At 41.9% G+C, this 12,365-nt stretch carries 11 protein-coding genes; 6 read left to right on the top strand and 5 right to left on the bottom strand.

Annotation, left to right across the window (positions count from 1 at the left end):
* The first annotated feature begins 190 nt into the window (after positions 1–190).
* On the top strand, positions 191–937 hold the full coding sequence (locus tag H4W00_RS08055; RefSeq protein WP_209957050.1) for a hypothetical protein: 747 nt from the start codon (positions 191–193) through the stop codon (positions 935–937).
* A gap of 309 nt (positions 938–1,246) precedes the next feature.
* Here the strand turns inward: H4W00_RS08055 and H4W00_RS08050 are convergent, their stop codons facing one another.
* The 4 genes from H4W00_RS08050 to H4W00_RS08035 form a co-directional block, all read right to left on the bottom strand.
* Positions 1,247–1,825 carry an Rrf2 family transcriptional regulator gene (locus H4W00_RS08050; protein ID WP_209957048.1) on the bottom strand — a complete coding sequence of 193 codons (579 nt, stop codon included), beginning with the start codon at positions 1,823–1,825 and terminating at the stop codon, positions 1,247–1,249.
* Between the two features lie 155 nt (positions 1,826–1,980).
* A complete protein-coding gene (locus H4W00_RS08045) occupies positions 1,981–3,228 on the bottom strand; it encodes an NnrS family protein (RefSeq protein WP_209957046.1) in 1,248 nt (415 codons plus the stop codon).
* Positions 3,229–3,639: 411 nt separating this feature from the next.
* Complete coding sequence (locus H4W00_RS08040) at positions 3,640–4,077, bottom strand: DUF3429 domain-containing protein (protein WP_209957044.1); 438 nt, start codon at positions 4,075–4,077, stop codon at positions 3,640–3,642.
* A gap of 53 nt (positions 4,078–4,130) precedes the next feature.
* Positions 4,131–5,627: a DASH family cryptochrome gene (locus tag H4W00_RS08035; RefSeq protein WP_209957043.1), complete on the bottom strand. Its 1,497-nt coding sequence runs from the start codon at positions 5,625–5,627 to the stop codon at positions 4,131–4,133.
* A 213-nt stretch (positions 5,628–5,840) separates the two neighbouring features.
* Between H4W00_RS08035 and H4W00_RS08030 the strand changes: the two genes are divergently transcribed.
* On the top strand, positions 5,841–6,071 hold the full coding sequence (locus tag H4W00_RS08030) for a hypothetical protein (protein ID WP_209957041.1): 231 nt from the start codon (positions 5,841–5,843) through the stop codon (positions 6,069–6,071).
* Between the two features lie 163 nt (positions 6,072–6,234).
* Here H4W00_RS08030 and H4W00_RS08025 read toward each other — a convergent pair whose 3' ends face one another.
* Positions 6,235–7,734, bottom strand: a complete 1,500-nt coding sequence (locus H4W00_RS08025; protein WP_209957039.1) for an aldehyde dehydrogenase family protein — start codon at positions 7,732–7,734, stop codon at positions 6,235–6,237.
* A gap of 403 nt (positions 7,735–8,137) precedes the next feature.
* Between H4W00_RS08025 and H4W00_RS08020 the strand changes: the two genes are divergently transcribed.
* From H4W00_RS08020 to H4W00_RS08005, 4 genes are all read left to right on the top strand, one after another.
* Complete coding sequence (locus tag H4W00_RS08020) at positions 8,138–8,767, top strand: TetR/AcrR family transcriptional regulator (protein WP_209959074.1); 630 nt, start codon at positions 8,138–8,140, stop codon at positions 8,765–8,767.
* A 276-nt stretch (positions 8,768–9,043) separates the two neighbouring features.
* Positions 9,044–10,258, top strand: coding sequence for an iron-containing alcohol dehydrogenase (locus H4W00_RS08015; RefSeq protein ID WP_209957037.1), 1,215 nt, complete (start codon positions 9,044–9,046; stop codon positions 10,256–10,258).
* Positions 10,259–10,496: 238 nt separating this feature from the next.
* Positions 10,497–11,549: an NADP-dependent oxidoreductase gene (locus H4W00_RS08010; RefSeq protein ID WP_209957035.1), complete on the top strand. Its 1,053-nt coding sequence runs from the start codon at positions 10,497–10,499 to the stop codon at positions 11,547–11,549.
* Positions 11,550–11,658: 109 nt separating this feature from the next.
* Positions 11,659–12,336, top strand: a complete 678-nt coding sequence (locus tag H4W00_RS08005) for a type 1 glutamine amidotransferase domain-containing protein (RefSeq protein WP_209957033.1) — start codon at positions 11,659–11,661, stop codon at positions 12,334–12,336.
* The last annotated feature ends 29 nt before the right edge of the window (positions 12,337–12,365 follow it).

The raw sequence follows: 12,365 nt of genomic DNA, 5'->3' as shown, positions 1-12,365 counted from the left end.
CGATAGTTCCATAAGTACAACAACATAGTAGTTATACAGCTCATTTTAAGTAGCCATTAATCTAACTAGCACACCATTTCGGATACTATTTCATTTAACCCCTATTTCATTTAACCCCTATTTCATTAAAGCAGTTTAATCCCAGCAGTATTCAATACATTATTTATTAAATTATTAAGGAGTAATGCAGATGACAGATAAAATCTATAATTTAGGCGCAGGCTTTTGGAACATACAAGGCTCATTTCGTTTGGGCGGCATCATCGATATCGGTACTCAATGCTCCTTGGTACAGTTAAGGTCAGGGCGCTTTATATTCTTGGACAGTTACACGCTAACCGATGATGTACGTGGACAGGTTATGGCATTGACCAATAATGGCCAGGACGTAGAAGCCGTACTCAACGTGCATCCTTTTCATACCATGCACTGTGCGCAGATGGCTAAAGACTTTCCGCAGGCTACCTTTTATGGCAGTGAACGCCACTCTAAACAGTTACCCGAAGTGCAGTGGGCCGCTGAACTGGTTGAAAGCGACGCGGTAGCTCAACTTTACCCTGAGCTTGAGTTCTCTTTGCCTAAAGGTATCTACTACATATCGCCGAATGAAAAAGTTCATGCAGGCTCGCTATTGGTGCGCCATCCTGCCAGTCAAAGCGTGCATATTGATGATACTTTTATGAGCCCCCCTTCCAAAATACTTAAAGCGATACTACCCGAATTAATGCTACATCCAACCACCAAACAAGCACTCAAAAATGAGTCAGATGCCGGTGAGCAATATTGCGACTGGGCAACCAAAATCGCCCATCAATGGCGTGATACCCATAATTTCTGTGCGGCGCACTCAGGTTTGGTAAAATTTGAAGTCGGTGGCTTTGAAAAGGCGTTACTGACTGCTATTGATAAAGCCCGTCCTAAGCTTGAAAAAGCTTAATACAGTCAATGAAAAGTAATATCGATACATAACATACTGCTGGCATAAGTTTTTCTTGCTTGCTGTGCCTACGCAGACAGAGGCTGCAAAAAGCTGATACCAGCAGTACCCTAGTGTTTTTAAGGTATTTTGACTATAGCTTGAGATATTTTTTCTCGTAGGGCATAACTCTATATATGATACATGCTAGCTAGAGCAATCATAAGAAAGGCTACCAAAACGGTAGCCTTTCTTACTAGTTTTATAAATGAAGTATCTCGAAGAATCCTGCCTTTTAACTTTAAACAGAGTCCTACTCGATACCCTCCTTCACGATAACAAACTCGCAAGCTCAACTTCGTTACTGATAATATCTGCCAGCGTGTAACCTTCAAGCACGGTAATAAAAGCCGTTAACGCTTCAAAAAACACCCCTTTCAACTGACAGGCCGGACTAATAGCGCAGCCCGCTTTGGCATTCTGCCCCTTTACGGCTGTTTCATCGATAAGCGTCAGAGGCAATCCTGGAGTATTAGCCTCACCATAGCTATTATCATAAGTCGTATCATGATTAGTGCTGCCAGTGATGCCATTAATAGAATTATCAGTGTTGGGTAAGGTCGTGGCAAAACATTCTACCAAGTCAAAATCTGGCTCAATTTGCTTTATCAATACGCCCAAATTAATATCTTTAGGATCACGTGCCAGCCGAATACCGCCATTCTTACCGCGCACACTATGAATATAACCCAACTGTCCAAGCTGATGAATAATCTTGGTTAAATGACTTTTAGAGATATCGTAGCTGTGCGCAATGTCGCTGATATTAGCAAGCACTCCCCGCTCAGGCTTGACCGCCAAATAAATCAACGAGCGCAGTGCATAATCACTATAGTTGGTCAGACGCATGTTATAACGCTCCTATTTCTCTATTATATTAAAAATAAAAATTTTGATTTAAGGTCATTCCAATATAGAAGTGGTGCAAGGAAATCGAGCGCAGGACATACATTAGTATTCCTAGCTCGATTAACACCGTACCGCGAATATAGGGGGATTACCTGCTAACCAAACAAGCCATCAGGTCTAGGTCGCGCCAGCATGGGTAAATAGCTGATGCAAAATAACGTAAAGCACGCAATCCACGCCCCTTGCGCAATCATTATCCATAGTAGATAGTTATCCATATCTACTATGGGCAATAGCACGCGGCTAATAAAGGTTAGCACCATCAAACCAAACATGACAGTCACTGTTTTAGGCGGCGTGTGAATACTGCGTCCGGTATGGCCAAGCGACACCCGCGCCATCATCGCTAGGGTCATCATCCCAACACCCGCAATCGACAGCCCATGTACCGCAATACTATGGTTATAACCCAACCACGGTTGTAACGCGTACAATAAGAAGCTCAGACACATACCCAAAAATGCAATATACAGCGACCATAGTAGCGGCTTTTGCCAAATACCATGATGGTACCAGCCTATTAAGCGTACGATATTAACTGCCGCCACTCCCAGCGCAGTGATGGTCAGCAGATACTTGTTAGGATAAAACAAATCAACGATAAAAAAGGCTAAGAAAAACAGTAAGCTGGCAATATCTTGCGCTTTATTATTGCGTAAGGTCACTTTTTCTGCGCCACCAACGCTCAAACCACGCTCAATAAAAAACGGCACTACTCGCCTACCAATGGTTAGGATCAAGCCAATAATTAAATAAAAGCCAAGATACATGCCAATCTTAGTCAGGTTCATATTTGCGCTAATGATACCCCAATAGCATAGCCCATTACCGACCGTCAGTAGCGCAAGCTTGGCTAAAATACCCATTTGCTTATACTGCTTAACCTGTAGCACCGCTCGAAAAATAAAGAACGCCATTGATCCTATAAATAACATATCAAATATAGCCGCCATATACAGCCAAGCGGCTTGCTCAAATCCAAAACCTAAACTAACACCTAAACCAAAGGCTAACCATCCTAGACGTGCCAGCAACCAACAAACAAAAATACCCAATAGTTTATAACCATGCGGCATCATTACCCCAGTCCAAGTCTTCACTGAGGTTAGTAAAAATCCCGCTACCACAGCCATTGCATAACCATACACCATTTCATGGCCGTGCCAATACAAGGGATTTAAGGTTTGTGCATCAATATTAGTATGACCAGTAAATACCAACGCCCACAGCGCCATAATAATAATGGCGAATAGTGCCCCTGCACTAAAAAATATGCGAAAACTGAGGTTAAGAATAGGATGCGGTGAGGTTGGGGGCTGGTTGGGTAAAGAGAGCGATTGCATAGTAGACTTCTTAATGTATATTTAGTAAAACTTATCTTAAAAATACTCGCATAAACATTCATTTTAAATGAATGTTATAAGTTATGCAATGGACGTTATGAATTCAATTTTATATTAGAACATATTCTATAATCGATCCAATTTAACAAGGACACAATGCTGCTAAATAATAGGATAGGAAATACAGCAAACGTTACTAATTTAAAATAAACAATCGAAATGATCAGAATTTTTTAGTTCTGATATTATCTACACCGTACATTCTTCAACTATCTCATTATGTACTTCAAGTGCTTTATAAAGAATTTTCAGGTCTGTTGTGACAGGCACATCAACATCTGATATCAGCCATAGCGACAATAATTTTTATAACAGAGTTGTATTTTTCTGCCATCAACATAAAGGCAGCGATCATAACTGAACCGCTGCAACAATCAATGATACAACCACTATCACAGTGACATACTGTCTGACTTTAAAATAATCATAGCTAATAATTTGTGCCTGATGAAGACCATAGTCAATCACTACCATAGCGATGAAACCAGCGACCAATAGCCAGATAAAACTAACGGTTGATAAGCTCAAAAACCCTAACCATAAGCTAAGCGCAATAATATTACTAAATATAGGCAATTTGACCGCCCAGCTATTGTCATCAGCCAAGCCAAGATGATTACCCCAATGCGCGCCTGCCATAAATGAGGCTATTACTAGGCCATAAACGGAAAGAACGCCCTCAGTCCTCCCCAAAATTCGTATGGCCTCAACACCTATAGTGATAAAAATGGCGCAAATAACGAACGGAATAGCACCCGCAAAGGTTAAATAAGGGCTTGGCTTTTTCATAGCGTCACATTTATCTCGTGTTTATAAGTTTGATTTAAGGTTCACTGGCCGTATTAACTCGTTTTATGACCCTGCCATTTCTTGATAAAATCACCATTGGGATCATGTTGCTGGGTTTGTTTTTTGAGATTAAACTGTCGACAGCCTCTTGGATCTGCACCCACTCCCGCAAGGTACTGCCAGTTACCCCAATTACTACCAACATCATAATCGATAAGGTGTTGCTCAAAATAGCTAGCACCGTAACGCCAGTCCAAACCCAGCTCATGAATAAAACAGCTGGCAACTATTTGCCTACCCCGATTCGACATGTAACCAGTACTTGTTAGCTGATGCATACAGGCATTGACGATAGGATACAGTGTTGTGCCGTTTTGCCATTGCTGTAGACGTGTTTGATCCAAACGTGTCGTTGGTGCATGTTGGGCAATCCCTTCGAACCAAAATAACTTTTGTTGATGGACAAGTGCGTACCAATAAAAATACTCGCGCCAGAGCAGCTCAAACCATATCCAATAAGTTGAGTCGTTAGCGATAACATCACGTTCATGATGCCGTAAACGATTCAGCAGCACCTTAACCGATAATGAGCCGTTAGCCAACCAAGCTGAGAATTTAGTGGAATGCGTCCAGTTATCCAGTGCATTACGGGTGGTTTTGTAAGTGCTGGGAGCATCGGAATTGAAGTAGTCATTTAAATGACTGATGGCGTTTGTTTCGCCGCCTTTAAAATTAGGCTCTGGCTGTATTTGCTCACTAAAATCTTGGTGGGTAAAAAAGTAGTTACTATTATTCGCTGTGCTATTTGTCATGCTGTCAGGCATAGGTGGCAGCGTTTTTGGCGTTTGGCAAGTAAACAGGTCGTTTTCGGCAGTTAGTAAATCGTGGTTGGCTTCTACTTTTTTGCGAAATTGAGTAAAGCTTTTGGGCAAATCATGCGTTGGTAAAGTAATAAATAAAGTGTTGACCGACTGACTATGCCAGTCTATAAACGGGTATGTCGCTTGTAAAGCATCATAAGCTTGGTTTTGATTATAGTCTGCCGTTTGACTGACACAAATATCAGTGATGTGCTCTTGTTCGATCAGCTGGCATAGCTGCGCGAAGGCGTCTAATTCTAACGCTGATTCTGAACGTCCTTGTGATAAAAATTTTGGTGGTAAAGTTGCAGCTTGTAAGTCTTCTTCTGACTGACTTTCTGATGCTACTTTTAAATTTGGTAGGCACAGCAATCTATTGCCAAGACGCTGTAATGATTCATCTAAATCAGCTAAGCTCTCAGATAAAAACTGCTGACGGGCAGCGCCCATTTCATCAAAAGCATAATACTTACTGTCCTGACTGCCCTTTTTGTCAGCAAGTCTGGCCGCGAAAGTTGATGCATAGACGAGTAGCAACCGTCCATCATCACTGGCTAGTGCTGCCGATTTGAGTAAAGTGGCATTGTCATCTACCCGCAAATCGTTGTGAAATAAAACCAACACGACTTTTTTATCCAACGCGGTATCCACTGGGTTAGGTTGTGAACTATCTAGTGCCTGATTTGACATAGGAGCAATTCCAAAATAATTAAACGCAATCGATGAATACTTAAGGTCAAACTATAGTATTTTAAAATATCATATACCGTATAGCAGGTGTTAAACATTCAACCACAGTATTCGTCATAGTTGTTATTATAGTCATGAGCATTTTTATTGTGGCCATGAATGTTGACTCTCGTTAAGCTGACTGGTTAAATGGTTTAAACCTAGGAGAATACTATGACTGAAGAAAATGATCCAAATAAAAAATATGATATCGTCAATAGATTTTTGACAAAGCTCACTAAAGAACAGCCACAAATGTATTATGCTACTACCTCTGAAGTCGCTCGCAGTATTCATACTATGATCAAAGAGCATACTAACCGCTTATCGGTAGAAGAACAGGCACTAGTCAGACGCATGACTATAGAGGAAATTCAGGGTATGTTAGGCTTTCACCTTAAGTAACAAGCTTAAGTGACGAGCTTAAGTAACAAGCTTCTGGATAGACAGCAAAATATAAGTACTTTTTCCATAAAAAAAGACCGCCCTATGGCAGTCTTTTTTTTGAGTCAAAAGTTTGAGTTAAGCCCATTTGAGTTGAGCCCACCGGAACAGCTGAAATATACGCTTAAAAAGGATAGTCACGCGGGGTATGCTGTACTGAAATCCAATGCAATGTCGTAAATTCTTCAAGTACCCATTCGCCATTGAAACGGCCGATACCTGAGTTTTTCTCGCCACCAAATGGGGCGTTACTTTCATCATTCACGGTAATGTCATTAATATGAGTCATGCCCGCTTTAATACCGCGAGCAAAACGCAAACCTTTTGCCATATCTGTCGTGAATACTGAGCTTGAGAGACCATACATAGTATCATTGGCGATTGTTAGGGCTTCATCTTCATCTTTAGCACGGATAATACCAATTAAAGGACCGAACACTTCATTGCGTGCTAAGTCCATATCGCTGGTGACATCAATAAAAATATGCGGCGGTACCATTTGACCTTTAATCTCACCACTTAAAATCATTTTTGCGCCTTCGTCCTCGGCTTTAGCGATTTTGTCTTTAAGTGATTTAAGCTGCTTGTCATTAATGATGGGACCGATAGCTGTGTCTTGGTGGTTAGGGTCGCCGACTTTTAAAGTTTTTACGTGGGCAAGGAAACCCTCTACAAAGTCATCGTAAATCTCATCTTCGACAATAATACGGTTAATCGCAATGCAGATTTGCCCTTGATGTAAGAATTTACCAAAAGCGGCAGCTTTTACTGCATTTTCGATATTGGCATCTTTTAGTACTACGAACGGATTGTTACCGCCCAATTCGAGTGCCAGCTTTTTAATGTAGTCGCTGCTATTGGCAAGCTCGCCGATATGTTTGCCAACAGCGGTTGAACCGGTGAAAGACACCAGTCTTGGTGCATCATGGGTAACCATGGCATCGCCTATCTCACTACCAGCGCCCACCACCACATTTAGCAGGCCTTTTGGCAAACCAGCTTCTTCAAATATTTTAGCCAGTAGCAAACCACCAGTAATCGGTGTGTCACTGGCAGGTTTTAGCACGACCGCATTACCGAGTGCTAAGGCGGGAGCGATAGAGCGCTGAGTTAAATGAAAAGGGAAGTTCCAGGGGCTAATAACGGCAATCACACCGATAGGTTCCCGATAGACAAAGTTCTCTTTACCTGGAATTTTGGAAGAACGAATCTCGCCGTGTACACGGTTTGGAAAGCCTGCTGACTCAAGGGTAATTGCTCGTGCACTACTAAATTCTACCATGGCTTTGATACGGGTACTGCCCGACTCTTTTACTAGCCAATCGATAATCTCATCTTGACGCTGATCTAAAACCTCAACCACTTTATACATAAGGCCGGCGCGTTCTGCTGGGGTTTTTTGTGCCCATTCAGCCTGCGCCGTTACTGCTGCTTTATAAGCCTCCTCCAGCTGGTCTTTAGTGGCTTGTTTGATCTCTACTATGGGATCACCATTATAGGGATTAGTATTAGTATTGATGCTATCATCTTTACCGCTTTGCCACTCGCCGGCAATATATTGTAGGTGAAAATCGCTGTAGGCATCAGAGGTGCTGGCTTTGGCGTTAGTATTATCAGTAGTCATGATTGTCCTTATTTATGGTTATAGCAATTATATTATTGCTTATAGAATGTGACTTTGTTACTGCTCCGCTGAGAAGCAAAAGACCCCTATTTAAAGTTATATTTTAGAGACGCTATTTATTAAACAATTAGCGTCTTAAAGATGATGAAATAAAAGAAGATATAAAAACGTAACTTGATAGACGACTGGTCTAATGCTACCATAGTGGCATAAGGAATAAGATTACTTTGTCATTATATATTGTTGAAAAAACGTAACACTCGTGAATTAGTGACGTTCTAAAAAATACTTAAAGACTAACATTTAAAAGACTGATAACCCTCTATTAACAACCCTAATTTAATAAAAAGCTAAGGAGGACATGACCTTTATGTCTGCTACCACCACATCCATTTCATCAGATATGCTGTCTTTAGAAACGCCACCTTTAGATAATACGTCTTTAGATACAGCCCCTTCAAATACTAAGAACCACCTATTGACAACCGGTTATTGCTTGATTGCAAAAAAAGGTTTTACCGCGGTCGGTATCAAACAAATCTTGGATCAAGCTGGTGTTCCTAAAGGCTCGTTCTATCATTACTTTGCCTCAAAAGAAGCCTTTGGCGAAGCCATTATTAATGACTACTTCACCGAATATAAACAGCGGCTGGCGCTTATTGATACCCTAGACGTTACTGCCCAGCAAAAACTTTATAACTACTTTCAGAACTGGTACGACACCCAGCAAAATGGCAGTGGTCATGAAAAATGCTTGGTGGTCAAATTGAGTGCAGAAGTCGCAGACATGTCAGAGCCCATGCGTAAAGCAATTCATACCGGTTACCAACAAACCATTACTTGGCTCGCTGAGCAAATTAAAGCGGGCTGGAAAGATCACTCAATCCCTCATCCCGATAATATAGCGGCAGAAAGCATGGCGAAACGTTGGTATTTTGCCTGGCTTGGCGCCAGCTTAGTCTCTAAAATCAGTCAAACCAATACGCCGCTAGCAGAGGTCTGGCAGATGACTACAACACAAATGGGCCGCTAAATGGGCCACTAACTAATAGTAGTTAATAATAAGGTCTGATTTTTCACCCTGCATCACTTTTTTTAGCAGCACTTCTTCAACCAAACCGCACTTTGTATCAATGTTATTAACATCACACCTTGTTGTCTACTGTATAAATATTTTGTAAGTACTACTAGACGACCGGTCTAATTAATGTACAATGCTGACAAATACAAAGAACAAGCGCAATTCATATTCAAGATTTAAAATTGATATTGTTTAATTTTAAACCCCCATTAGACTCCCAGGAGCACTATGAAAAACTTCCAGTATTACAACCCCGTACGTATCGTTTTTGGTGAAGATCAAATCAAACAACTGTCAAACCTAGTCCCTACTGAGGCTCGCGTACTAATTACCTACGGTGGTGGCTCTGCTCAGCGCACAGGTACTTTAGACGAAGTCAAAGCCGCATTAGCAGACAATGGCAGCCGTCAAGTATTTGAGTTTGGTGGTATTGAAGCCAATCCAGAATTCACCACCTTGCTAAAAGCCGCTGATAAGGTCAACGAACATGATATCGACTTCATATTAGCTGTCGGTGGTGGTTCAGTGATTGACGGCAGTAAGTTTGTAGCATTGGTCTCTTCACTTACCGAAGAAGACGGCACCACGGTATCACGCGAACAAGCATGGGATGCCCTAACCAGCGGTTGCAAAAAAATTGACTCGGCTATCGACTTCGGTACTGTGTTGACTATTCCAGCGACAGGTTCTGAGATGAACTCAGGCGGCGTTATCAATCATAGTGAACGTAAAGCAAAACTACCTTTTGGTAGTGCGCTGGTTTATCCTAAATTTTCAATTCTAGATCCTACTAAGACTTTGACCTTACCAGAACGTCAAGTGACCAATGGTGTTGCTGATGCCTTCGTCCATGTGATGGAACAGTATCTGACTTATCCAGTCAATGCCAAGGTTCAAGACGGCTTCGCTGAGAATTTATTAAAAATTCTAATTGAAGACGGCCCAGTAGTCAGAAAAGAGCCAGAAAATTTAGACATTCGTAAAAACCTCATGTGGACAGCAACCATGGCGCTTAATGGCCTGATTGGTAGCGGTGTACCACAAGATTGGACGACTCATATGGTCGGCCATGAGCTGACGTCATTGCATAGCATTGACCATGCACGTACGCTCACTATCTTATTGCCTTCGGTCATGCGTGAGCTAAAAGACAGCAAAAGAGACAAGCTACTTCAATATGCCCGTAATGTCTGGAACATCACTGATACCGATCAGAGCGATGACGCTATTATTGATATGGCAATTGACAATACTGAGAACTTCTTCCGCGAGCTTGGCCTACCGGTCAGTCTAGAAGATGCAGATTTAGATGAGTCAGCCATTGAGCCCATCATTAAGCAGCTTGAAGCACACAAGATGGTCAAATTAGGCGAGTATGGTACGAATGACCTAGACGTGTCACGCCGTATCTTGCACCGGGCAATAAGCAACAAAGCCTCGTAACGGTGTTCAATACTAATAGTAGTGATAAATAACATCTAAAATTTCTAGCAAGAAATAGCAGCTGTTCATTAATGAATGGCTGTTATCTTTAAAGTTAATAAGTGAAACGATAACATTAGACTGACATAAGTAAAGTAGAACAACATAAGTAAAATGGCATAATTAGAACGACATAAGTAAACCAATATAATTACAACGATATAATTAAAACGATATAATTAAAATAAGGAGCTTTAACATGAGCTTTGACAATCAACAACAAAACCAACAACAGAATCGCCAAATTAAACTTGCCAGCCGCCCCCATGGCGCGCCAACCAGCGATAACTTTGAGCTGACCTCCAGTGACCTACCCACTGCAAATAACAACGAAATGCTACTACGCACCGTTTACCTATCACTCGATCCCTACATGCGCGGACGTATGAGCGATGCTAAAAGCTACGCTGACCCTTTAGAAGTTGGCGATGTGATGCTAGGCGGTACCGTCGCTCAGGTAGTTGAATCCAATCTTGATAAATTTGCCATCGGTGACCTAGTAGTTTCCAATTCAGGCTGGCAGGATTATAGTGTCAGTGATGGTGAAGGCGTACTAAAGCTTGATAAGAACATGGCGAACCCGTCTTATGGATTGGGTGTCCTTGGTATGCCAGGCTTCACCGGTTATATGGGCTTGACTGATATTGGTAAACCCAAAAAGGGCGAAACCCTAGTGGTTGCCGCTGCAACAGGCCCGGTCGGTGCGACAGTCGGACAGGTTGGTAAGCGTCTTGAGGTGCATACTGTCGGGGTGGCAGGTGGTGCTGAAAAATGTGCCTACGCGGTCGACGAATTAGGTTTTGATACTTGTATTGATCACACAGCCGACGACTTTGCACAGCAGCTTGAAGACGCCTGTCCTGACGGCATCGATATCTATTATGAAAACGTCGGTGGTAAAGTGTTTGATGCGGTAATGCCACTATTAAATGCCCACGCGCGCATCCCAGTATGTGGCTTAGTATCCCAATACAACGCGACTGAACTACCTGACGGTAAAGACCGCTTGAGTGTCCTAATGGGCAATGTTCTGAGTCGACGTCTGACCATCAAGGGTTTTATCATCTTTGAAGAGTATGGCGATCATTTCCCAGAATTCTTAAAAACTATGAGCAAATGGGTTGAATCTGGCGAAGTCAAAACTAAAGAACATCAGATCGATGGGTTGGCACAAGCGCCACAAGCCTTTTTTGATATGCTAGAAGGCAACAATTTTGGCAAAACCGTCATAAAAGTTGCTGATGTTAAATAGTAGATAGCCTTGATAAAGGCTGGCTGCAATAAGTACTGATAACTACTTTATCTGATACTCTAACAAGCACCACTTGATAGATACTGTTTTCAAATAAATAAGGATAATTATGAATATTTTAATGGTTTTAACATCACACGATCGTTTAGGTGATACTGGTAAAAAAACTGGTTTTTGGCTAGAAGAATTTGCCGCTCCTTACTATGCGTTTTTGGATGCTGGCGCAAATGTTACACTTGCCTCTCCTGCTGGCGGTCAACCACCACTTGATCCTGGTAGCGACACCCCAGATGCACAAACAAAAGATACCACACGTTTTAAAGAAGACTCTGATGCGCAAAAGCATCTTGCCGACACTAAGAAACTCGCTGATATGAAAGCTGAAGACTTTGATTCAGTGTTTTATCCTGGTGGTCACGGCCCATTATGGGATTTGGCAGTGGATAAAGACTCTATCAATCTGATCGAGACTTTCGTTAAACAAGACAAACCTGTAGCCTTCGTTTGCCATTCTCCAGCAGCCCTTAAAAACGTTAAAATCGATGGCGAATACCTGGTAAAAGGTAAAAAAGTCACTGGCTTTACCAACTCAGAAGAAGAGGCGGTTGGCCTTACAGATGTGGTGCCTTTCTTAGTAGAAGATGCGCTTAAAGCCAATGGCGGTAATTACCAAAAAGCAGCTGATTGGGAATCGTTTGTGGTAGAAGATGGCTTGTTAATCACAGGGCAAAACCCAGCATCATCAGAAGAAGCGGCCAAACGCTTACTGACTAAGCTCAAAGGCTAATAGCTTAGAGATCCATACTACAGGCTAAC

The sequence above is a fragment of the Psychrobacter sp. PL19 genome, assembly GCF_017875835.1.
In the GTDB taxonomy this organism is placed as follows: domain Bacteria; phylum Pseudomonadota; class Gammaproteobacteria; order Pseudomonadales; family Moraxellaceae; genus Psychrobacter.
The sequence above is the reverse complement of the archived record's forward strand: the minus strand, read 5'-3'. Positions and strand labels throughout refer to the sequence as shown.

What these genes read in the sequence shown, in the direction of transcription:
- H4W00_RS08030 (WP_209957041.1), top strand. Translation starts at nt 5,841, where the DNA reads ATGACTGAAGAAAATGATCCAAATAAAAAATATGATATCGTCAATAGA.
- H4W00_RS08050 (WP_209957048.1), bottom strand. Translation starts at nt 1,825, where the DNA reads ATGCGTCTGACCAACTATAGTGATTATGCACTGCGCTCGTTGATTTAT.
- H4W00_RS08040 (WP_209957044.1), bottom strand. Translation starts at nt 4,077, where the DNA reads ATGAAAAAGCCAAGCCCTTATTTAACCTTTGCGGGTGCTATTCCGTTC.
- H4W00_RS08020 (WP_209959074.1), top strand. Translation starts at nt 8,138, where the DNA reads ATGCTGTCTTTAGAAACGCCACCTTTAGATAATACGTCTTTAGATACA.
- H4W00_RS08055 (WP_209957050.1), top strand. Translation starts at nt 191, where the DNA reads ATGACAGATAAAATCTATAATTTAGGCGCAGGCTTTTGGAACATACAA.
- H4W00_RS08015 (WP_209957037.1), top strand. Translation starts at nt 9,044, where the DNA reads ATGAAAAACTTCCAGTATTACAACCCCGTACGTATCGTTTTTGGTGAA.
- H4W00_RS08035 (WP_209957043.1), bottom strand. Translation starts at nt 5,627, where the DNA reads ATGTCAAATCAGGCACTAGATAGTTCACAACCTAACCCAGTGGATACC.
- H4W00_RS08025 (WP_209957039.1), bottom strand. Translation starts at nt 7,734, where the DNA reads ATGACTACTGATAATACTAACGCCAAAGCCAGCACCTCTGATGCCTAC.
- H4W00_RS08045 (WP_209957046.1), bottom strand. Translation starts at nt 3,228, where the DNA reads ATGCAATCGCTCTCTTTACCCAACCAGCCCCCAACCTCACCGCATCCT.
- H4W00_RS08005 (WP_209957033.1), top strand. Translation starts at nt 11,659, where the DNA reads ATGAATATTTTAATGGTTTTAACATCACACGATCGTTTAGGTGATACT.
- H4W00_RS08010 (WP_209957035.1), top strand. Translation starts at nt 10,497, where the DNA reads ATGAGCTTTGACAATCAACAACAAAACCAACAACAGAATCGCCAAATT.